Origin of the sequence: Acinetobacter sp. TAC-1 (genome assembly GCF_029025845.1) — a bacterium.
In the GTDB taxonomy this organism is placed as follows: Bacteria; Pseudomonadota; Gammaproteobacteria; order Pseudomonadales; family Moraxellaceae; genus Acinetobacter; species Acinetobacter guillouiae.
In genome coordinates this window covers 1,894,395-1,917,024 of sequence record NZ_CP118892.1, presented here as the reverse complement: position 1 = coordinate 1,917,024, position 22,630 = coordinate 1,894,395, and the positions used below count along the sequence as shown (strand labels likewise).

20 protein-coding genes are annotated in these 22,630 nt (G+C 38.1%); 9 read left to right on the top strand and 11 right to left on the bottom strand.

Going from position 1 to position 22,630, the window contains the following annotated elements; genetic code table 11:
- Positions 1-301 precede the first annotated feature (301 nt).
- Positions 302-1,789 carry an MFS transporter gene (locus tag PYV58_RS08905; RefSeq protein ID WP_275059801.1) on the bottom strand — a complete coding sequence of 496 codons (1,488 nt, stop codon included), beginning with the start codon at positions 1,787-1,789 and terminating at the stop codon, positions 302-304.
- A 114-nt stretch (positions 1,790-1,903) separates the two neighbouring features.
- Here PYV58_RS08905 and PYV58_RS08900 point away from each other — a divergent pair, with 114 nt between their 5' ends.
- Positions 1,904-2,491 (top strand): TetR family transcriptional regulator, encoded by a 588-nt coding sequence (locus PYV58_RS08900; RefSeq protein WP_034615257.1) that lies wholly within the window; start codon positions 1,904-1,906, stop codon positions 2,489-2,491.
- A 116-nt stretch (positions 2,492-2,607) separates the two neighbouring features.
- Here PYV58_RS08900 and PYV58_RS08895 read toward each other — a convergent pair whose 3' ends face one another.
- The 3 genes from PYV58_RS08895 to PYV58_RS08885 all read right to left on the bottom strand — a co-directional run bounded on the left by PYV58_RS08895 (position 2,608) and on the right by PYV58_RS08885 (position 6,391).
- Positions 2,608-3,873 (bottom strand): serine hydrolase domain-containing protein, encoded by a 1,266-nt coding sequence (locus tag PYV58_RS08895; RefSeq protein WP_034615191.1) that lies wholly within the window; start codon positions 3,871-3,873, stop codon positions 2,608-2,610.
- A gap of 80 nt (positions 3,874-3,953) precedes the next feature.
- Positions 3,954-4,808 (bottom strand): MaoC/PaaZ C-terminal domain-containing protein, encoded by an 855-nt coding sequence (locus tag PYV58_RS08890; RefSeq protein WP_034615192.1) that lies wholly within the window; start codon positions 4,806-4,808, stop codon positions 3,954-3,956.
- A 191-nt stretch (positions 4,809-4,999) separates the two neighbouring features.
- Positions 5,000-6,391 carry a 3-oxoacyl-ACP reductase gene (locus PYV58_RS08885; RefSeq protein WP_004822281.1) on the bottom strand — a complete coding sequence of 464 codons (1,392 nt, stop codon included), beginning with the start codon at positions 6,389-6,391 and terminating at the stop codon, positions 5,000-5,002.
- A gap of 311 nt (positions 6,392-6,702) precedes the next feature.
- Here PYV58_RS08885 and PYV58_RS08880 point away from each other — a divergent pair, with 311 nt between their 5' ends.
- Positions 6,703-8,241 carry an acetyl-CoA C-acetyltransferase gene (locus tag PYV58_RS08880; RefSeq protein ID WP_034615194.1) on the top strand — a complete coding sequence of 513 codons (1,539 nt, stop codon included), beginning with the start codon at positions 6,703-6,705 and terminating at the stop codon, positions 8,239-8,241.
- 167 nt (positions 8,242-8,408) lie between these two features.
- On the opposite strand, the gene PYV58_RS08875 is transcribed toward PYV58_RS08880, so the two are convergent.
- Positions 8,409-9,527 carry an OmpW family outer membrane protein gene (locus PYV58_RS08875; RefSeq protein WP_004822285.1) on the bottom strand — a complete coding sequence of 373 codons (1,119 nt, stop codon included), beginning with the start codon at positions 9,525-9,527 and terminating at the stop codon, positions 8,409-8,411.
- A 673-nt stretch (positions 9,528-10,200) separates the two neighbouring features.
- Between PYV58_RS08875 and PYV58_RS08870 the strand changes: the two genes are divergently transcribed.
- From PYV58_RS08870 to PYV58_RS08860, 3 genes are all read left to right on the top strand, one after another.
- Positions 10,201-11,373, top strand: a complete 1,173-nt coding sequence (locus PYV58_RS08870; protein ID WP_004822286.1) for an iron-containing alcohol dehydrogenase — start codon at positions 10,201-10,203, stop codon at positions 11,371-11,373.
- A gap of 204 nt (positions 11,374-11,577) precedes the next feature.
- Positions 11,578-12,420 (top strand): SDR family oxidoreductase, encoded by an 843-nt coding sequence (locus PYV58_RS08865; protein ID WP_034615196.1) that lies wholly within the window; start codon positions 11,578-11,580, stop codon positions 12,418-12,420.
- A 40-nt stretch (positions 12,421-12,460) separates the two neighbouring features.
- Positions 12,461-13,423 (top strand): alpha/beta hydrolase, encoded by a 963-nt coding sequence (locus PYV58_RS08860; protein WP_034615198.1) that lies wholly within the window; start codon positions 12,461-12,463, stop codon positions 13,421-13,423.
- Between the two features lie 57 nt (positions 13,424-13,480).
- On the opposite strand, the gene PYV58_RS08855 is transcribed toward PYV58_RS08860, so the two are convergent.
- Entirely contained in the window at positions 13,481-14,662 is a 1,182-nt protein-coding gene (locus PYV58_RS08855; protein ID WP_004719519.1) for a hypothetical protein, read from the bottom strand.
- A 359-nt stretch (positions 14,663-15,021) separates the two neighbouring features.
- Here PYV58_RS08855 and PYV58_RS08850 point away from each other — a divergent pair, with 359 nt between their 5' ends.
- Positions 15,022-16,533 (top strand): aldehyde dehydrogenase family protein, encoded by a 1,512-nt coding sequence (locus tag PYV58_RS08850; RefSeq protein WP_004719517.1) that lies wholly within the window; start codon positions 15,022-15,024, stop codon positions 16,531-16,533.
- 128 nt (positions 16,534-16,661) lie between these two features.
- Here the strand turns inward: PYV58_RS08850 and PYV58_RS08845 are convergent, their stop codons facing one another.
- From PYV58_RS08845 to PYV58_RS08835, 3 genes are all read right to left on the bottom strand, one after another.
- A complete protein-coding gene (locus PYV58_RS08845; protein WP_034615201.1) occupies positions 16,662-17,000 on the bottom strand; it encodes a hypothetical protein in 339 nt (112 codons plus the stop codon).
- Between the two features lie 91 nt (positions 17,001-17,091).
- On the bottom strand, positions 17,092-17,511 hold the full coding sequence (locus PYV58_RS08840; protein ID WP_034615203.1) for a hypothetical protein: 420 nt from the start codon (positions 17,509-17,511) through the stop codon (positions 17,092-17,094).
- 54 nt (positions 17,512-17,565) lie between these two features.
- Positions 17,566-18,438: a LysR family transcriptional regulator gene (locus tag PYV58_RS08835; RefSeq protein WP_004822295.1), complete on the bottom strand. Its 873-nt coding sequence runs from the start codon at positions 18,436-18,438 to the stop codon at positions 17,566-17,568.
- A 147-nt stretch (positions 18,439-18,585) separates the two neighbouring features.
- On the opposite strand from PYV58_RS08835, the gene PYV58_RS08830 reads away from it, so the two are divergent.
- Positions 18,586-19,503, top strand: coding sequence for an AEC family transporter (locus PYV58_RS08830; protein ID WP_034615206.1), 918 nt, complete (start codon positions 18,586-18,588; stop codon positions 19,501-19,503).
- Positions 19,504-19,662: 159 nt separating this feature from the next.
- Here PYV58_RS08830 and PYV58_RS08825 read toward each other — a convergent pair whose 3' ends face one another.
- Complete coding sequence (locus tag PYV58_RS08825; protein ID WP_034615209.1) at positions 19,663-20,256, bottom strand: 2-hydroxychromene-2-carboxylate isomerase; 594 nt, start codon at positions 20,254-20,256, stop codon at positions 19,663-19,665.
- 178 nt (positions 20,257-20,434) lie between these two features.
- Positions 20,435-21,181 carry an SDR family oxidoreductase gene (locus tag PYV58_RS08820; protein ID WP_034615212.1) on the bottom strand — a complete coding sequence of 249 codons (747 nt, stop codon included), beginning with the start codon at positions 21,179-21,181 and terminating at the stop codon, positions 20,435-20,437.
- 95 nt (positions 21,182-21,276) lie between these two features.
- On the opposite strand from PYV58_RS08820, the gene PYV58_RS08815 reads away from it, so the two are divergent.
- Both PYV58_RS08815 and PYV58_RS08810 read left to right on the top strand, forming a co-directional pair.
- A complete protein-coding gene (locus PYV58_RS08815) occupies positions 21,277-21,843 on the top strand; it encodes a TetR/AcrR family transcriptional regulator (protein WP_034615216.1) in 567 nt (188 codons plus the stop codon).
- 67 nt (positions 21,844-21,910) lie between these two features.
- Positions 21,911-22,627 carry a glutamine amidotransferase gene (locus tag PYV58_RS08810; protein ID WP_034615219.1) on the top strand — a complete coding sequence of 239 codons (717 nt, stop codon included), beginning with the start codon at positions 21,911-21,913 and terminating at the stop codon, positions 22,625-22,627.
- Positions 22,628-22,630: the final 3 nt, after the last annotated feature.

The window sequence follows — 22,630 nt, the reverse complement described above, 5'->3', positions numbered from 1 at the left end:
GGATACTGTTTTTTTGCTGATTAGTGAATGAAGAACTGTAGAGTTATTTTTTATTAGAGATAATTCGATCAATTTCTTCTAATTTGACACTGTGCTCTACAACATAAAGTTTATCTATCTCTTAAATAGATTTAAAAACAAACAGTAGCTATTTTACTTTAAAAAACACTGCCGTGGCAGTGTTGATTAAATCACAATTTGGGCTTGCTAAAGTTTTTCAATCGGTACATCAAACTCATTTTTTCACACTTTAAAATCTAAATGTAAAAACAAGCGCATAATTTAAATTATGCGCAATATTCTAGACAGCGATCTGTTTCTTTGCTGGTAAAGCACGCCAAACAAATACAGATAAAACTAGGAACATCAGACCCGAAATACCCAAGACTTTACTATGCGAATGAATAAACGCTTCAAAAGCAGCTTGTTTTACCTGTTGCATCAATGCAGGTTCTAATTGTTTACTCAGCAATAATGCCTCACCAATAGAAGAACTTGCTTGAGCTGCGATATTCAACGGTAAATGATCAGGCAAGATAATCGAATTCGCATAAAATATAGACAACAACAGTCCAAAAATCGCAATCCCAAGACCTGCACCTAACTCATACGCCATGCCTTCGATTGCACCAGCAGCCGTTGCTTTTTGTGGAGGTACAGCAGACATAATAGCTGCCGTGGAAGATAATAATGCGATTTCAACACTGATCCCCATCAGCACCATCCACACCCAAGCTTGAATATAATCGATGTCAAAATTGGTCATGGCCAAACCAAAGAAACATAAGGCACACATCAGCATCCCTACAGTTGCTACAGGTCTCAAACCATAGTGATTCATTAAAATACTGGTAAAGGGTCCACCAATACTAATTGCAATCATAAAGGGTAAAATAAACAAACCTGCTTCCAATGGGCTATATCCATACACAAACTGTAATTCTTGTGAAAGCAGTAGCTCAAAACCAACTAATGCAATCATTGCCACCATTGCCATCACAATACTGGTTGAGATCACAGGATTCTTAAACAGACTAAAATCGATCATCGGTTGGGTTGTTTTCAATTGATGGCGGATAAATCCTACCAACAATCCCAATCCAAGCACAAAAATCAAAATCATCCCTAGGCTAAACGCATAGATAGAGGTCTTAATCGAATAAATCAGCATTAAGATTGCAGTGACCAAAATGAGCGCTTGTAATAGATTTAAAGGTTGCTTGGTTTGTACTGCTTGCTTTGGCACCAGCCATGTGGTCAATACCAAGACCAAAATAATAATTGGCACGTTAATCAGGAACACGGTTCCCCATGAAAAATGTTCTAGAATAAAACCACCCAACAATGGACCAAAAGCGGCTCCACCACCACCGACAGTTCCCCAAATACCTAAAGCATAATTACGTTGTTTTTCATCTAAAAAGGTATTTCGAATACCTGCCAAGGTTGCAGGTAAAATCATGGCAGCGCCTACACCAAGAAATGCTCGGGCAGCAATCAACATATAGGCTGAACTCGCAAAAGCAGCCATTAGCGAAGCCACACCAAAAATACCAGCACCAATCAGCATCAGCCGTTTAAAACCAATACGATCCCCCAATGCCCCCATGGGTAAAATCAAGCCTGCCATGATCAGTGAATAGATATCTATCACCCAGAGCATTTCATTACTGGATAGTGATAAGGCAGCACTCAATGTTGGGATGGCAACATGCAAAACCGTTGCATCAATTGAAACCGGTAAATAAATTAAAACGATGATTGCCAAAATCACCCAATTGCGGTACATAACACACCTAACTAAAGTTGGACACTTGTTCAATTTGAGTCATTATAACCAGACTTGAACAAACGTCCAACTTTGTTTAATATTTGTTTTGTAAATTTTATTGTATTAAAAGTGATGAACTATTTAAACCGAGAACAACGTCGTACTATGATTTTGGATGCAGCAAAGCGTGTTGCATTACAAGATGGATTGAATGGATTAACTGTGCGCCGTATTGCCGCAGAAGCACAAGTTTCAACAGGACAAGTACATCATCACTTTGAATCAAGTTCGCATTTAAAGGCCGAAGTTTTTATTGAATTGATGGATCAACTCAATGAAGTAGAAGATCAAATTAAAACCGACAGTAGTTTTGAGCGTTTATCTCTCTTGCTAGGCTTTGAAAATATTGAACTAACTCAACCCTATTTACGACTCTGGAATGAAGCTGAGATTTTAATCGACCAAGATCCTGAAATTAAAAAAGCTTATAATATTACGATGGAACAATGGCATGTTGCTTTGGTTACTGCGATTGAACATGGCGTCAGCCAACAAGAATTTAAAATTGCTACAGCCAGCAGCAGCCAAGACATTGCTTGGCGGCTGATTGCTTTTGTTTGTGGTTTAGAAGGAATCTATCAACTTGGCTTAAAAGGTCTAGACCAACACTCGTTTAAACATCATGTCGAAACCATTCTAAAAATGGAGTTATTTGCCTAAGAAAATATTGATAAATCTATATACCGCTGTTTAAAGTCCTTATTTTTAATTCTTTTGCAAAATAAGACTCAGCCATCTGATCTACTATAAAATTTCAATCGCTTTGATCTTAATATTTAGAACCAGCCTTTACTTCCCTTAAGTAAACCGTCGGCGCAACGTAATGTTTCTTGGGTCAGCCCCCAAAGACGATAATCACCGGTGATTGAACCAATGGCAAAATTATGAGTGTAGGCAAAACTAAGCCCTCGTTGCGGGTCACACCACGCCCCAGAACCGTTATATCCAATGTGACCAAAGCCTTGCTTGGCACGTTTACCCATACTAATCACACGGTGGTAGCCTAAACGCCATTTCATAGGAATTGGCATCACGCGATCTCGTTTAATCGATTGAATTTGACTTAATTCAGCAAATATTTCAGGACGAATGAAAACTTTTCCTTCCCAAACCCCTTTATTTGCCATCATGGCATAAACTTTTGCAAGACTATTGGCGCTAAATACACCATTGGCCGCTGGAATAATCGCTTGAAGCCCTTGGTCACTAAAGAAACTAAAATCACGCATCCCTTTCGGTACCATAGCATCTAAAAAATCTTGTGGATTTTGTCCGGTTAATTCAACCAATTTATCGGAAAAAGACGTTTTATGATGCTTCTTGGCTTTGCTCTTACTGGATTTTGTTTCTGTTTTTTGTACAGGTGCTGCTTTTTGAATTAAACGCGCCACACGATTTAGCTCAGATTCAGGCACACCAAAATAGGCACCATCAAGTTGTAGGGGTTCAACCAAATACTTCTGCATTAACTGTGTTAAAGATTGTTGCGTTGCTTTCTCTAAAACACCACCCACCAACCAGCCAAATGTTAATGCCTGATATGCAATATCAGTTCCTACAGCAAAACGAGGTGTGGCCTGCTCCATGACCTTGAGCATATGCTGCCAATCTGCCATTTCAACGGCACCAGCAATAATATTGCGAATATCGTATAAGCCACTTTGATGACTTAAAATATGACGCAGTGTCATATTCTCTTTACCATTTTGAGCAAATTCAGGCCAAAAATTGACTATAGGCGTATCGTAGTCTAAGAAACCTTCACTCACCAAAATATGCGCGAGTGTGGCCAGTACACCTTTCCCTGTGGAATAACAAACCGACAAGGTTCGCTCATTCCATTGCTCAGTTTTTGATTTTTTACCCGTATATATATCGACAACTTTTTCATTTTGAAAATAAACAGTTAAAGCAGCACCACCATTTTCGCTACGACCATCCTGCAAACGACTAAATTGAACAGCGAGATCTTGAAAACGCTCATCCACATAGCCCTGATAATTTTTCGTATTCGCAAAAATAATGTCCGTTAAACTGCTCATTGCCCTATCCTATTTTTTTAATCATAACTTTTTTAATTAAAAAAGCCTGAATCATCTCGACTCAGGCTTTATATTTTATCTTATAAAGCGTTAACCACACCAGAAACATGAGGTTTTTGTGATTTTTGATTACGAATCAAAAAGTCAGTTGTTGTACCATCTTGTGCAGTTAAAAATTCTACTGTTGAAGGTAAATACATCGGCAATTTAAACAACACATCGGCTTCATAAGCTTCTGGTAAGTTGAGCCCAGCGAGAACGCGCGCCTTGCTCCACATCCCATGAGCAATCGCTTGTTTAAAACCAAATGCTTTTGCAGTTAATGCATGGATATGAATCAAGTTAAAGTCACCTGATGTCATAGCATAACGACGACCAGTATTTTCAGAAACTTCCCAAACCGCCTGAACTTGATAATCTGGTTCTTTTTTATCTTTTGGTTTTTCTGTAACTGAACCATCGGTCTTTTGACGTGCTAGATAGGTGGTTAATCCTTGCATGACCACGTCACCGCCAACTTTGGCTGTTGTGATGAAATCGAACTGAACCCCTTTATCATGGGGCTTTAACTCACCAAATTGACAAGATAAAGTCAGCTGTTCATTGACCCCAATTTTACGTGTTTGCTTAATTTGATTGCGAATATGCACCAAGCCTAAGATTGCAAAAGGAAATGCTTCAGAGGTCATCATATGCATTTGTAAACTTTGCGATAAAACAGCTAAATAAATCGCGGGAATATACCCATTATTTTTAAAGCCACACACTTCGTTATATGCTTTTAAATGATTTGGATCAATTTTGAATGAATCAACCACATATTCGACTTGCGGTAGAACTTTTTCACCTTTTGGCTTTTTAAAAATTAAACCCTGAATCACTTTTGGATAAGCTAAATATGGCTTAGGAAGTTGACTAAAATGGCGAGTATTCATACTGGACCTTTGAAAAATTAATTCTTATTCAACATTTAAAAAATCCAACATTTCAGTTGGAAATTAACGGATGATACAGCTTAAACATCCTGATTTTGTTTAAGAGAAAACCAGCGAAAGCGTTATTTAAATACACAAATAATCTCTTCGCGGTAATCCCCTAAACGAAACAGGATTTCACTTATGCGTGATTATGCACCCAATAAGCTTTGACCACAAACACGCACAACATTACCATTTAATCCTGTAGATGCTGAAGATGCAAATAAAGCAATTGTTTCAGCAACATCAACAGGTAAGCCACCTTGACTCATTGAGTTCATACGACGACCCGCTTCACGGATTGCAAATGGAATTGCCGCGGTCATTTGAGTTTCAATGAAACCTGGCGCTACAGCATTAATAGTAATACCATTTTTTAACACAGGTGCAGTAAATTTCACCAAGCCAATGACACCTGCTTTTGATGCAGCATAGTTGGTTTGACCTAAGTTACCAGCAATACCTGAAATTGAAGATACGCAAACAATACGACCATTTGCATTTAAACCATCATTTGACAATAAATAATCATTAATACGTTCAGCAGCAGATAAGTTGATATTAATCACCAGATCCCACATCTCTGGCTTCATATTTGCCAAAGTTTTGTCACGTGTAATACCCGCATTATGTACGATGATATCTAAACCACCTTGTTGAGCTGCCGCAGCTTTGATTTTTTCACCGGCATCAGCAGCAGTGATATCAATTGCGAGTGTAGAACCACCGATTTCACTTGCAACACGGTCTAGGTCTGCTTGTTGTGGTGGAACATCTAAACAAATTACATGTGCACCATCACGTGCCAATACATGTGCAATCGCTTCACCAATACCACGGCTTGCACCTGTTACTAATGCAGTTTTGCCTGCAAGCGGTTTTGCCCAATCGATATCAATCACATCACCTTTAGATACGCGAATCACTTGACCCGATACGTATGCTGAACGTGGAGAAATTGCAAAACGTAAACTTGATTCCAAGTTTTGTGCAGCATCTGCATCAACCAGAATAAGATCAGCAGCAATTCCTTTCTTAAACTCTTTACCAACCGATTTAACAAACCCTTCTAATGCACGTTGTGCAATCGCCTGCTTAATCGTTGGTGCAGTTTCAGGTGTTAGACCAATAATAATTACACGGCCTGATGTCGCAATTTGACGGGCAACAGGATTAAAAAACTTGTGTAGTTCATGTAATTGTTCTGAATTTTGAATCCCTGATGCATCAAATATCACTGCTTTGAATTTTGATTCTTTATCGCCTTCATTAAAAGCGCCAACATTCAAACCAGATTTTGCCGCAGCTTGTTGTAACTCTGCGTTATTCCCTGCATAAGTGTTGGCATGAATATTACTAAGAACCTGCGCAACTTCACCAGTGAAATGACTCTTTGGAGCTGCACCAAATAATACAGCACCTTTAACGACAGGAGTGGCTGACTCAAAGCGGTCTAGCTGGATTGGTGATGGTAAACCTAAATTTTTTATGACAAATTTACCAATTGGAGATTTAGCAAATGCTTGGTATTGGTCAGACATGTTTCTTATCTCTCATCAAATTAATTTTGTATGGGGCTTAAGCTATCTTTTAACTTCAGTATAATCTCAGATATTTAGCTGTGTTGCGCTTTCTTAAATGGCTTGCGTTGGTCTTTGCGCAAGGCTTAGAGGAATCATCAACAACGCTATCATCTCTATGACCCATAAGCTTCAGTTAAATCATACTTGAGTTGCCAAAATGATGACTTGACCTGAAAGAATATGCAAATGTCATTATAGTCAATTCGAGTCATAGCCAATTATGTTAATGTAAGCACTAAGAATATTGCGAACATGCTTGGAAAAGCCTTATGAGCAAAACAACTCAAGAAAATTCAAACGCTGAAAGCACTGTACAAGAAACTGTGTCAAATACATCAAAACCTCGTACTCGTACGAGTAAAAGTAGCAACACAAATTCTACAAATGCCAATGCAGCCAACACGACTAAAAAACCGACTCGTGCACCAGCAACTGCTTCACGTAGCAAAGCAACGGCATCGACGGCAAAAAAAGTTACAACAGCTTCATCTTCTAAAACTCAAACTTCTGGTCAGCAGGATAAAATTATGAGTCAAAACACTGTACGTCGCGTAGCAATTATTGGCGGTAACCGTATTCCTTTTGCACGTTCAAATGGCCCTTATTTCCGAGCGTCAAACATTGACATGCTTACTGCGTCTTTAAACGGTTTAATTGAACGTTTTAACCTTCAAGGTCAACGTTTAGGTGAAGTTGTTGCTGGTGCAGTTCTAAAACATAGCCGTGATTTCAACATGACACGTGAATGTGTTTTAAATACTCAACTTGCCCCTGAAACCCCTGCTTATGATATTCAACAAGCATGTGGTACTGGCTTACAAGCAGCTTTCCTTGTTGCAAACAAAATTGCATTAGGTCAAATTGAAGTGGGTATTGCTGGTGGTGTAGATACCACTTCTGATGCACCAATCGCGTTTGGTGACGGCTTACGTAAAGCATTGCTTGAATTAAACATTGCAAAAACAGGTAAAGATCGTTTAAAAGCCTTAGCTAAAATCAATGTTAAAGACTTGATGGATGCGCCAAAAAATGGTGAACCTCGTACAGGTTTATCTATGGGTGATCACCAAGCGATTACTGCTTTAGAATGGGGTATTCCTCGCGAAGCTCAAGATGAACTTGCTGCATCTTCACATCAAAAAATGGCCAAAGCATATGAAGAAGGTTTCTTCGATGATTTGATCACGCCATTTATGGGTCTAGACAAAGACAATAACTTACGTCCTGATTCTTCAGTTGAAAAATTGGCTAAGCTTAAACCTGCATTTGGTAAAGGTGATACTGCAACAATGACTGCAGGTAACTCTACTCCTCTTACAGACGGCGCTTCAGTTGTACTTTTAGCCTCTGAAGAATGGGCGAAAGCAAATGGTCATGAAGTACTCGCGTACTTAACATTCACTGAAACTGCTGCTGTAGATTTTGTCAATAAGAAAGAAGGTTTATTGATGGCACCTGCTTATGCTGTTCCACGTATGTTGGCTCGTGCGGGTATTAAACTTCAAGACTTCGACTACTATGAAATTCATGAAGCTTTTGCATCACAAGTTCTTTCGACCTTAAAAGCATGGGAAGATCCTAAGTTCTGTAAAGAACGTTTAGGTCTAGATGCACCATTGGGCTCAATTGACCGTAGCAAACTCAATGTTAAAGGTTCTTCTTTAGCTGCTGGTCATCCATTTGCAGCAACAGGTGGTCGTATTTTGGCAACTGCTGCAAAATTGATTAACCAAAAAGGTTCAGGTCGTGTGTTAATTTCGATTTGTGCTGCTGGTGGTCAAGGTGTAACTGCAATTGTAGAGAAATAAGTTCTCTGATTTGTACGATACCTTCAAAAAAGCATCCTGAATGGATGCTTTTTTATTGCTCGTCAATCTACATATCGCTAACAAAATTTTACCTAGACCACAAAAAATGGTTAGCCGAAGCTAACCATTTAAAATCTTCACTATTCTTAGGGAAAATAGTGTTGATTTTAGAAGCGATACCCCACACCAACATAAGTAATCAATGGATCTATATCGACTTTTGTCGTGGAATTAATCAGTCGCTTACCAGTCTTGGCATCAACGACATCAATCTTTGCCTGATTGTTGAGCTTGGCATAAGAAACAGAAGCCACACCAAACCAGTTTTCATTAATATCATAAGTAGCGCCCAGACTTACAATAGGTGCTATGGCATCAGTCGTTTTAACTCTTACATAAGGATTTGCACTGGAAGGTTTGCCATCTAACGCAGCCCCAGCTTTTCCATCTAAAACGTTTTGAATCATGTGTCCCGCTGCAACCAGATCACTTTTGATCTGTGAGTTCAACTTAATATCCGTGAAATGAGAGTACATCACCCCTACCCCAATATATGGACGCAATTTATTGACACCAGATTGACCAAATTGATATTGCGCTTCCAGCGCTGGTGTCCAAGCACGTACCGATGCTGCTTTAGACTTATTGCCTAAATTGGTGATTGGAATGGCTTGATTTAAACCAATACCATCTGGAAATAAGATATTGACCAACTCATTTGGCGAAGTGGCTAATCCTGTGAGCGGTGCCAAGATTTCCCCTTTACCTTTAATATCCACTTTTGGAGGAATCCCACCGATGAGTTGCAAAGAAACATTGTCGTTGATGTAATAATTTAGCATCAAGCCCAGCGTATCCACGTCATCGACTTCGAGCCCTGTACCCTTTGCTTGCCAATTTTCCAAGCCATGAATATTTGCGGTTCCTGCGACCTCCGGCAAAATATTCCCCTTACCATCAGTCAATAAGGTTTGCATAAAGGCATCATTGAGAAATTCAGTTAACACCTCTTTCTGATTAAATGGCACTCCGCCTAAGTCTTCTCCCATCGCATTAGGATCAACTGAGTTTAAAAAACTGGTTGTAGAGATACTTCCGACTGTTGCATTGGTACCATTTTTAACACTGGTATTAATATTAAAGGGATTGGCTTTTCCTTGAGGCATGACATGTAACCAACCTGCAGATACTGAAAAGCGTTTATACTCCCCCGCAAAACTCGTGCTGGTAATCGCGAATAATGAAGTTGCTATAGCAATATTTTTTAACGTTAATATTTTTTTCATTTTTTATCCTTAAAATATGAGATTACCGAACCGTGGTAACCTGTTTAAAAAACATACATAAAAAACAATATTTATGTATAAAATTCTGATCAATAGCATTTACACTCATCCGAAAAAAATATTGGTATCTTTATTTTTAAATTTTTTATAATACTTATTAATCATACATATCATTATGTTATTTTTATCATTTAGCATAAATTAACAGTACAGGTATATTTAAAAAGTCTATTTAAGCCCATACTGACCTAGTATAGAAATATTAAATTTTTCACATAATTTTCACTTTTTAATTATTAACACACATTCTCATAAATTGATAATTTAGTCTATTTTGATGGATTTTAAAATTTATCCCCGAAATTTAACGCAACGATTCACTTTTTAAAAATAAAATGATCTGTCAAAGCAAAAAATACCAAATAAAATCTGTTTTTGTCGTTTTTAATCAAAACTCACGTTAAAGCCTGATTTTCAGCTTAAAATTATAAAGAAAAACTTCATCATTTTATTTTAAATATAAATATCAAATACTTAATTTAAAATTTGCATGATTAAAATTTGGTAGGTGTTTAGTAGGTATTCAATCCAGCCCTCAAAACTGATACTCAACCTCAAGGTGATCATCACCTTTCTGGAATGATGAAATAACAATGGTAGAAGGAATCGCACCATGGCTTTTAAAAATATAGCAGATCAAACAAACGGTTTTTACATCCCTTGCGTCTCACTTTTTGGTCCAGGTTGTGCCAAAGAAGTCGGCGCTAAAGCACAAAATTTAGGGGCAAAAAAAGCCCTCATCGTCACTGATGCTGGCCTATTCAAATTTGGTGTTGCAGACATTATCGTTGGCTATCTCAAAGAAGCTGGCGTAGACAGTCATGTTTTTCCTGGCGCAGAACCAAACCCGACAGATATTAATGTACACAATGGCGTAAATGAATATAACAATAATGGCTGTGACTTTATTGTGTCTTTAGGCGGCGGATCTTCTCATGACTGTGCAAAAGGAATTGGCCTAGTCACCGCAGGTGGCGGTCATATTCGTGATTATGAAGGGATTGATCAAAGTAAAGTCCCAATGACACCGCTTGTCGCAATCAATACAACGGCGGGAACTGCTTCTGAAATGACTCGTTTCTGTATTATCACCAATACAGATACCCATGTAAAAATGGCGATTGTTGACTGGCGTTGTACCCCGCTTGTTGCAATTGATGATCCTAAACTCATGATTGCAAAACCTGCTGCTTTAACTGCTGCAACGGGTATGGATGCTTTAACTCATGCTGTAGAAGCTTATGTTTCAACTGCTGCAAACCCAATTACCGATGCATGTGCAGAAAAAGCCATTTCAATGATTAGCGAATGGTTAAGCCCTGCTGTTGCCAATGGCGAAAATCTTGAAGCACGTGATGCGATGGCATATGCACAATATTTAGCAGGTATGGCATTTAACAATGCATCTTTAGGTTATGTACATGCAATGGCTCATCAATTAGGTGGCTTCTATAACCTTCCACACGGCGTATGTAATGCAATTCTATTACCGCATGTGTGTGAGTTTAACTTAATTGCTTGTCCTGACCGTTATGCAAAAATTGCCCAATTAATGGGTGTCAATACCGAGGGTTTAACCGTTACTGAGGCTGCTTTTGCTGCGATTGATGCAATCCGTGAGTTATCATCATCTATTGGTATCCCTTCTGGCTTAGCTGAACTGGGTGTCAAAGCGGAAGATCATGCAGTAATGACATCAAATGCGCAAAAAGATGCCTGTATGTTGACAAACCCACGTAAAGCAACTGATGCTCAAGTCATTAAAATTTTTGAATCAGCAATGTAAAACGATACTCTTTGGTTCTACATCAGCCTGACAACTGTTTTAAGCCAAATCCAATGAAGTGTGCTTGATACTCAGGAATATTACTTAGGTAATATTCCTTTTTTTATACGCTTATTAAAAAATGACAATCATTATTGTCAGATATATTGATAAAGTCACAATCTATGACTATGATGCTTAAAACACCAGCGGATTATTTCAGCAATGACAACAACAAGTAAAACCATCATCATCACGGGTGCAAACACTGGAATCGGGCTTGCAACTGCAGAAACATTTATTAAGGATGGTCACCATGTGATCATTGCTTGTCGTAATCCAGAAAAAGCAAAAACAGCACAGCAACACTTAGAGTCATTCGGTACAGGTCAAGTAGACGTGATTCACCTTGATTTAAATAGTCTTGAACAAATTAACCAAGCAGCCAATGAAATTATTGCCAAATATGAAAAAATTGATGTATTAGTCAACAATGCTGGCATGATGACACCTGATCTTGAGGCCACAGCTGATGGTTTTGAAAAACAGTTTGGGGTAAATTATCTGGGGCCTTTTCTTTGGACATTGAAACTTCTTCCATTGGTTCAAAAAGCCCAACAAGGTCGTGTAATTCATTTGGCTTCAATGATGCATCTTTTAGGTCGTATCCAACCTGAGAATTTTAACGCGGATCAAGTGAAAAAATACAATGGTGTATTGAGCTATGGCAATAGTAAATTAGCCAATCTGCTGTTTAGTAATATCCTTGCAAAACAACTACAAGGAAGTCATGTCACCAGCAATGCATTGCATCCAGGTGGCGTAGATTCTGAGATTTATCGTGAATTACCCAAATGGCAATATGCAATAATTAAACTTGGTCTTATTCCACCATCTAAGCCTGCCGAATTAATTAAAAAAATTGCTTTTGATCCATCATGGGAAAAGCGCAATGGTGATTATGTGAGTTTGCAAACCCCTGCGTTTAAATCAGGCAAAGCCAAAGATATACAGTTGGCACAAAAACTATATGATGAATCCTATGCGCTGGTAAAAGACTATCTGTAATTTTTCGGATTTCATTTTTCAATAAATTCAGGAATATGCTATGACCACTCAATCTACTGAATATCAACCTGATATCCTTGGTACAGGGTATGAAAAACTAACCTTAAACTTAACAGATGACTATGATGGTAAAGTCATTGCGACTTTGGTACGCAAACAAGCAGTTCAAGCGACCAAGAAAGCGGTGCTATATATCCATGGTTTTATCGATTATTTCTTTCAAACAGAAATGGCTGAACAATTTAATCAACATGATTATGATTTTTATGCACTTGATTTAAGAAAATATGGTCGTTCTTACCTACCACATCAAAAATATTATTATGTTCTAAATTTGAATGAATATGATGAAGAAATCACACAAGCATTAAAGATTATTGGTCAGGAAGGCCACACTGAGGTGTTACTGGCAGGACATTCTACAGGAGGATTGATCGCAACATTATATGCAGCACATTATCCACAACACCCCCTTATTCAAGCCTTATGGTGCAATAGTCCTTTCTATGACTTTAATATGCCTGCTTGGAAGAAAAAATTAGCCCTCCCAAAACTCAGCGCATTGGGTAAACGCTTACCTAATTTAAAATTTCCAAGTGAATTAAATAAATGGTATGTCACTAGTCTGCATAAAGATTTGCAAGGCGAATGGGATTTCAGCTTAGAGTGGAAAAAACCAACTTACCCCAAAGTATATTTAAGCTTTGTGCATGCAATTTTTGAAGCGCAAAAAGAAATTCATGCAGGCGTACAGATCAATGTACCAACCTTAGTGATGCATTCTCACAAAACAACCTATCCTAAGAAATTTAACCGAGATGCTCAAAGCACTGATGTTATTTTAGAGGTCAAAGACATCATCAGGGATGCAGGTAAAATACAGGGCGACGTTAATGTCATGACCATTCAAAATGGACTGCATGACTTGGTCTTATCGGCACCAGAAGTCAGAAAAGAAGTTTATCATCAACTTTTTTCTTGGTTAGCCCAAAAACAGCTTTAAAAGCGCCAATTCATTCTTCTTTACAAGCGAATGATCAGTTAAAAGTATCCTGCAAAATCAATGTTCATCTTTATATTTCATTAGAATTTGATGAGCAGGATGCCCGACTGGTGTAAGTTCAATCAGACGTTCAACGGCATCAATTGCCTCTGGAAAATGTGCAAGGTGTTTTAATAAAGCATCTGTTTCATTGGCTTTAAAAATCGCTTCACTCAGGCGTGATTCAAGGCAGTCTCGCCATGCAGATAAAAAAGGACTTTCAGTTTTAGCTAAAAATACACCTTTGCATAATTTTAAAGCGGATTCGGTATAACCCGCATCTAAAGCATTCTCTGCTTGCAAGAAATCTGCTTCAACATGTGCCAATAAACGATAAGGCCGTGAACCCAGCATGCCGCCCAAAATATCGCGCAACTGCGACATTTCAGCTTTTAATGTGCCGACACTCACTTTTCGTTCACCATACAACGCTTGATGTAAATTTTCCAGATTCATCCCTTGTGGGCACAACGCAAGAATGGTCAAAATTTCAATTTGTCGTGGTGTCAGTACCACGATCTTGCCATTGAACAACACTTGTGGCACAGCAAAAGCCCGGATAAATAAATGTTGTTGCTGAAACTCTAGCAATGCCGATTGAATAATTGAGGCACAGCGTTCAGCGGCCAGTAATCCCAAACTATTGTGATGATTCCATGTGGTTGACAGATCAATCACCCCTAAAACTTGTTTGGAATATGGATCTATAATGGGAGAGGCATAACAAACCCAGTCATGTACCGAAGACATAAAATGTTCGTTAGAAAACACACAACTGGATTGTTGGGTTTTTAATGACAGTGCCAAAGCATTGGTTCCCACCAAATCTTCTCGCCATTGCCCACCAGCAATAAAATGAACACGTTCTGCGGCATTGCGCATTTGCCCACTTGCGGCTGACCAGATAATGGTACTGCCAATATCCCCTACTGCAGCAACCATTGCCGACTGTTCTGCGATATGGGTTAATTCATCACGACAATGTTCGATTGCTTTTTCTAACAGTGTTTTTCTTTCTTGTTTTACATTCATCAAGGGTGCTGCATCACGATCTTTGGGAATCGCAGCTGAGTTGGAACGTTGCCATGAACTTGCAATACTCTGCCCGAGTTGATCAGCATGTTTTAAAGACAAACTACTGCTTTGGCGTAATTGCTCAATTAAACTCCGTTTATTTGATAACTCTTGTTGGCTTAACATACGCTACTTCCTCTGTAATTCGTTAAAAAATATCCTATCCTTTCTCTGTTGTTTTTATCCAGCGGACCTGCTTATAAATTACTCTAGCACATTAACACAGTGAGCTTAACCTCAGTCAACACAACTCATACCAAAGCGTTAGAATAAAACCAATTTTTTCCAATATTTAGCAATTTTTCAATAAACAAGAAAATATTGCCAAAGATTAAAGCATAGCGCAAATGTGTCTTGGATTTCATCCAACCTTTTCCCTACCTTTGACTCTCTATGCTCAAACCATCATGTAAACAATCATTGTCCATACATGCCATATTAAACACATCATGAATGATCATGAATATAAGTAAAGGGATACTCTTATGCGTTATGTAGATCCAAATCAGCCTGGTTCAAAAGTACAGTTCAAAGCCCAATATGAAAACTTTATTGATGGCAAATGGGTAGCACCTGTTAAAGGGCAATATTTTGATAATGTCTCTCCTGTAGATGGTAAAGCCTTTACCAAAATTCCACGTTCTTCTGCGGAAGATATCGAACTTGCATTAGATGCAGCACATAAAGCCAAAGCTTCATGGAACAAAGCATCTCCAACAACACGTTCAAATGTACTGCTGAAAATTGCAGATCGTTTAGAAGAAAATTTAGAATTACTAGCGGTTGCAGAAACATGGGAAAACGGTAAGCCAATTCGTGAAACATTGGCAGCCGATATTCCTTTAGCAATTGACCATTTCCGTTATTTTGCAGGTTGTTTACGTGCACAAGAAGGTGGTATCTCAGAAATTGATGAAGATACCATTGCTTACCACTTCCATGAGCCTTTAGGTGTGGTTGGTCAGATCATTCCATGGAACTTCCCTATTCTTATGGCAGCATGGAAACTTGCACCAGCACTTGCAGCGGGTAACTGTATTGTACTTAAACCTGCTGAACAAACACCATCAAGTATTTTAGTTGTTGCTGAACTCATTCAAGATATTTTACCGCCAGGCGTTTTAAATATTGTCAATGGTTACGGCGTTGAAGTGGGTCGCCCACTGGCAACCAATCCACGTATTGCTAAAATTGCATTTACGGGTTCCACTGCTGTTGGTCAAATGATCATGCAATACGCAACTGAAAATATTATTCCTGTGACACTTGAGCTTGGTGGTAAATCACCAAACATCTTCTTTGAAGATGTCATGGATAAAGATGATGATTATTTAGACAAAGCGCTTGAAGGCTTTGCCATGTTCGCTTTAAACCAAGGTGAAGTATGTACTTGCCCATCACGTGCCTTGGTTCAAGAAAGTATTGCAGATAAATTCCTAGAAATGGCAGTTGAACGTGTAAAACGCATCAAAACTGGACATCCTCTAGATACAGACACCATGATTGGTGCTCAAGCATCTCAAGAGCAACAAGACAAAATCTTGGGCTGTATCGCAACAGGCCGTGCTGAAGGTGCTCAATTGCTTACAGGTGGTGGCGATCGTCAGGAAGTCGGTCAAGGTTTCTATATTGAACCTACCATTTTCAAAGGCGACAACAGTATGAAGATTTTCCAAGAAGAAATTTTTGGACCAGTGCTCTCTGTCGCAACATTTAAAGATTATGACGATGCAATCCGAATTGCCAATGATACGATGTATGGCTTAGGCGCTGGTGTATGGTCGCGTTCTGCGCATACCTCTTATCGTGCGGGTCGTGCGATTGAAGCTGGTCGTGTATGGACCAACTGCTACCATATCTACCCTGCACATGCTGCATTCGGTGGTTATAAGAAATCAGGCATTGGCCGTGAAAACCACAAGATGATGCTTGATCATTATCAGCAAACCAAGAATTTATTGGTTAGCTATTCAACCAAAGCAATGGGCTTCTTCTAAGTTCTGTAGTTGATTTACACTTTTAAAAAGCGAACTTTGGTTCGCTTTTTTTGTCATGATGAAGATGCTTTTTAATTCTTATCACTATCAATTCATTATTTTATACAGATTGCGATGATTCGCTAAATTTAGTCGGTTGTTGGATTCATCCAAACATCTTCATAGCCATGCTCATCAATAATGACATGATAACCGTGCTCAAGCGCCAAATAAGGTAAAATTTCAGGTAAATATTGCTGTAAATGCGAGGCATGCAGCGGTTGATAAAAATCATCAGCGGAAGAATATTCTCCACAGTGAATAAACCAAGAAACATTGTCTGGTTTTTTAAGCGCAACTCGAACTGCATAAATCGGTTGTTGACCTAGACTCTGTAATGCAATTGCAACCCTATCCGACAGATTAAATTCGATATATTTTGACTGATATTTTTTGCAGATTTGCCGTTGTAATGTTTCTAAATCCATCAACACATTCCTTTATTGCCTGTTTAGTATTGTTTGTTTAGTTGCATAAACCAATACGTTCAAATCAGATATACTGAGACCAGCAGCAAAATTATTTAAGTCTTTTCCATAGCATTTTAATATTTTCGAAACTATATCCAACCACAACTCTTAAATTCACCATCAATAACATTGTGAAAAACACAACCACAAACATCACTACACTTCGTGGAAAAAATTTCTGATCTAAAACAGATTTATAAGTATTCAATGCTAAATATAAAATGATCAAAAGTGTGTAAAACAACAGTTGAAAGTAGATTTTGTATCTTGGCTTTTTCTCAACAATTTCCATCAAATATACAGACAAAGCCAATGCAGAAAATGCAGTAAAAACGAAAAAGCCGAGTACCCATAAAATGCTAAAGCTTTTGATATGGCTGATTGCCCATAAGGATAGGTTAGCAACACAGCCACATAGTATAAATGCTGTTTTAGGACGTTCTATGAGTTTATAAATCAAATCATTCATTCTCTGTGCTTATACTCTTCTTTTGTTCTTTTACGAAAGGCTCACGATAAAATGCTAAACCATTTGTGCAATATCAATAAATGCCTGTGTAATTGGACTCATCTGTTTTTTATTCTTCACTGCCAGACTAATAGACCGCTTGATATTGGGTGATAAAGGTAATTTTTGAACATTGGGAAACAGCGTCATCAACTCTTTATTCAAGGCCATATCTGCGACAATTGAAACACCAGCACCATTGTTCACCATATTAATAATTGTCAAAATTTGAGAAAAGTAACATTTAATTTTTGGACTCAGATTGGCTTTTCTAAACATCTCTGTCACATGGTTTTGACTGCCTGCTGAGGTCATTAAAAAAGGATGTTCTACCAATTCATCCAATCGAACTGCACTTTGTTGTGATCGTGCATAGGATTTGGGAATAAGTGCTACAAAAATATCCTCAATCACAGGAAAAGTATCAAAACGTTCTTCAGGTAAAACCACAAATCCAACATCAATAGTACGGTCATGAATCCATTGAGCAATATCTTTGTCCGTTCCTTCTTTAATAAACACTTCAATATTTGGATATTTTAAACTAAATTTTTCTAGAATTAAGGGAATCAATACATTAGAAGATGAAGCACCAAAAGATCCAATTCTTAAAGTGCCAGAATGAAATCCTTGTATATCGGAGATTTCTTGTTTTAGCACATTAGAAATATTCAAAATTTCTTTCACATGCACTAAAAGCCGTATACCCGATTCAGTTAGCTCAACTTCATTATGATTGCGATAAAACAATGTGACTGACCAATCTTGTTCTAAGCCTTTAATTGCATGAGAAATTGCAGATTGAGAAATTTGCAAACGCTGTGCTGCGACAGTAAAGCTTTTTTGTTCAGCCAACATGGCAAAAATAGTCAGTTGAGTAAATGTCATCGCCACTCTATCCATGAGTAAAGACTCATTTTACCATGAATAGGCATAAGTCATATTCTTGATTAAAGTTTACTTGGGTTTAGCTTACAGATGAAAAAATCAGTGGGTAGGACTTGGTCGAATTAGGTTCTGCATAGAGCGTTCAGCATGCTACAAATGATTACTATTCTTTTCCCATCCATTGCCCTGATTGGTTTAGGTTTTTATCTGTTCCAGTCACGTATCCTTGATGAAAAATTCTGGAATGGCGCAGAAAAGCTCAATTACTATATTTTATTTCCAGCCTTATTGTTTAGTTCTCTTGCAAATGCCGATATGAATATGGGGCATCTCAACAGCATTCTTACGGTCATTTTTTTCATTATGGCCATGATCATTGCTGGCGTTTATCTGTTTGCAAAGTTAAACCGCACACCTATTGCCCAAATCGGTGTATATGTTCAAAGCTTGATTCGTTTTAATACCTATCTCGGACTCTCGATTGCCACGACACTCAATAATGCTGAAATCAAAAGTATCTTGGTAAATATCCTTGCTATAGCAATTCCCTTGGTTAATGTTATTTCGATCCTTTCTCTGACAGATAAAGATCAACTGAACATTAAAAATATTTTCTGGTCTTTAATCAAAAACCCACTGATCAGTTCTTGTATATTGGGAATTACATTTAATGTTTTAAACATCCCTATTTGGTCTGGCTTTGCAAATCTGTTAAATGCTTTTTCAAGTAGTAGTCTGATGTTGGGCTTATTATGTGTAGGAACAGCAATTCAGTTTTCGACGCTCAAAGTTTATCTGAAAAAGTCTTTGCTCATTAGCCTACTCAGATTATTGCTGATCCCGCTTATTGCCTTTATCTGCTTGCAATTTTTTGAGCTCAGTCATGCTGCGGTGATTGCTATCATGATTTTCTTTTCTATCCCAACCGCATCTTCCGCATATATCTTAACCAAACTATTAAACGGCGATCATCAATTAATGGCGGCAAGCATCAGCATGCAAACACTTTTATCAGTATTTACTTTGGCACTGATCCTTGCGCTATTACAGCATTATTATGTTTAATCCTCTATATTTACGATTAGCATTTCTTCATCAAATATTTTGATGATTCGATGTAGTTTGGCTTTCTGTAGAATAGCTGTACTGCATGGCTAGCTACAGCACAGCTATTCTCTCATGCTAGTATCTAAATCATAGAATCAGAATTTAAAAGCGTATTTATCAAGATTTAGCCAATTCCATCTCAACAAAGTGAAGATGATCAACGCCCCAAAACATTTCATCGCCAATAAACCATGTCGGTGCACCAAAAACACCACGCCCAATGGCTTCGTCTGTGGTATTTTTTAGTTGGGCTTTAACTTGTTCATCTGAAAGCCAAGTTTGAACCTGCTCTATACTAAAACCCAATGATTGAAGCAATATAATAAGTTCATTGATATCATTTAAATTACGCGGATGCCCAAACATTGCATCAAATAAAGCGTTTAACACTGTTAAGAATTTTTCAGCTTGATAAAGCTGAACTGCTGTAATCACCCGCATCAGATTTAAAGTATTAATAGGAAAATAGGGATTCATTTGTATTGGAATATTCCAGAGTTTTGACCAGCGCCCCATATCAATCATCGAATAGCTGGCTTTTGCTGGCACAGCCATTGGACTACTGTTCCCTGTGGCTTTAAAAATACCACCAAGCAAGACCGGCTTCCAAATCACTTGTGCTTGATTTTGTTTTGCAATTTTTTGAATCTGATAAAAGCCTAAATAACTATATGGACTACCCAAATCAAAATAAAATTCTACCTGTTTCATTCAGTGTTATTCCTTAACTGTACTGATCATGTTTTTATCGTACTACTGCAAAAATGATTCTAGAAGAAACTTAAATCATCCAGACGTACTCTCGCTATACAAAGATAAAGCCACCTGCTTATACAACATGACTTATAGCAACTCGCAACCATTAATTAACTTACTAATATAAAGTGACTTACCATTTTTCCATCCAAGGACGTAAATCTAGCTCATGTGTCCATGCATCACGTGGTTGCTGGGCAAGATGCCAATAATTTTCAGCAATATGTTCAGGATTTAAAATACCATCTTGGTCTTTTTTCTCATAAAGATCAGGAAAACTATTTTTAATAAAATCTGTATCAATTGCACCATCAACTACCACATGAGCCACATGAATATTCTGTGGACCAAGTTCACGCGCCATACTCTGTGCCAAAGCTCTAAGTGCATGCTTTGCCCCTGCAAATGCTGAAAAATAAGCAGCACCACGTAGACCAGCAGTCGCACCAGTAAAGATCAATGTTCCGCGTTGTCGGCTTACCATTCGTTTCGCCACTTCACGACCAGTTAAAAAGGCGGAGAAACACGCCATTTCCCATATTTTAAAATATTTACGCGCGGTTTCTTCAAGTATGCTACATGGAACATTGGCACCGATATTAAAAACCAGTACCTCTATTTCGCCAATGTTGCTTTCAATTTCTTCGATCAATTGTATAACTTGCTGTTCTTTTCGAGCATCTGATGCAAACCCATATGCTGTCCCGCCTGCCTGTTCAATTTCATCAATCAGTGGTTGTAACTTGTCAGCATTGCGACGAGTTATACAACTAATATAACCCCCTTTGGCAAAACGTTTCGCAATCGCACCACCTGTTGCATCACCAGCTCCAATAATCAATGCAACTTTCTGATTTGATTTTGTTATTTCATCTTGCATAGCATGCTTCCCTTTTTGCATAACGATCGTTATTATAACGATTACTATGTTATAGTTTAACTAGAGCGTCAAGAAAAAATTTGATCGAGGAAAATATGCGATACAAATCTGGCTATAAAGAAGAAAAAAGAAAAGAGCTGTTAAAAATCAGTGGGCAGCTTGCTAAAAAAGATGGTTTTGCTGCAACCGGTGTAGATGGCTTTATGAAAGCTGCTGGCGTAACCAGTGGTGCATTCTATTCACATTTTTCTTCCAAGCAAGATTTGTTTAAAGCATTGGTTGAAAACGAACTCAAAAATAGCATTCAGATGTGGCAAAACAACCCTCATGATCAGGCTGAGTTATGGATTGAATTTGAACTCAATCGTTATTTAACCCTCTCGCATGTTGAACATCCAGATTATGGTTGTGTATTGCCAACACTCGCCACTGAAGTTGCGCGCGCTGATCAGGAGATTAAACAACGCTATCAACAAGAATTACAGCGCGGTCATGCCCTATTTGCTCAACGTCTCGGAAGTGAAGAAAAAGCTTGGGGCGTCTTGTGTCAACTGGTCGGCGCTATACTCATAGCGCGAAGTATCTCTGATGATTCGGTTAAATTGACCATTTTGGAATCAAGCAAACACTGTATTTATTCCATGTTGCAAATCGCAGCATAAATTTAGTTTTCAAGCCAACACAATCTAGTATAAATTAGCAATATTCTCGTTAAATCATTATAAAACCATGACTTCCTCCACACACGCTTTGCCGAAGACAATCTATGCCATTCAACATTTAGCTTTTGAAGATTTAGGTATTCTTGAAGACACTTTTTATGATTTGGGCTATCGCATACGTTATTTTGAAGCGGGTATGGATGATTTAAAGCAAGCATTTGAATTTGAAGGTCTAGTCATCATTCTAGGTGGACCAATTGGCGTTTATGAAACAGAAGATTATCCTTTTTTAAATGATGAAATCGCTTATCTTAAACAACGTTTGGCCAAGAATTTACCCACTATTGGCATTTGCTTAGGTGCACAATTGATTGCACATGCTTTAGGTGCAAAAGTGTATGCAGGCCATCAAAAAGAGATTGGTTGGAGTCAATTGAAGCTAAATCTAGCTCAAAATAATCCCCTATTACCGCTGGTTAATACCGAAGTTTTACATTGGCATGGTGATACCTTTGACTTACCTGTACAGGCTGAATTACTTGCCAGTTCAGCAATTTATACAAATCAAGCGTTTAGAGTTGGACAAAATATCTTGGCGTTACAATTCCATGTCGAAGTTGCGGCAGACGATATGGAAAAATGGCTGATTGGCCATACGTGTGAATTACGCAAAGCTGGCTTAAATATTCCTCATTTACGAGCTGAAAATGAAAAATTTGCAGTAAATCTTGAATTAAAATCACCACTGGTTTTAGAGCATTTTATCAAACACTTAAATGTATAATCT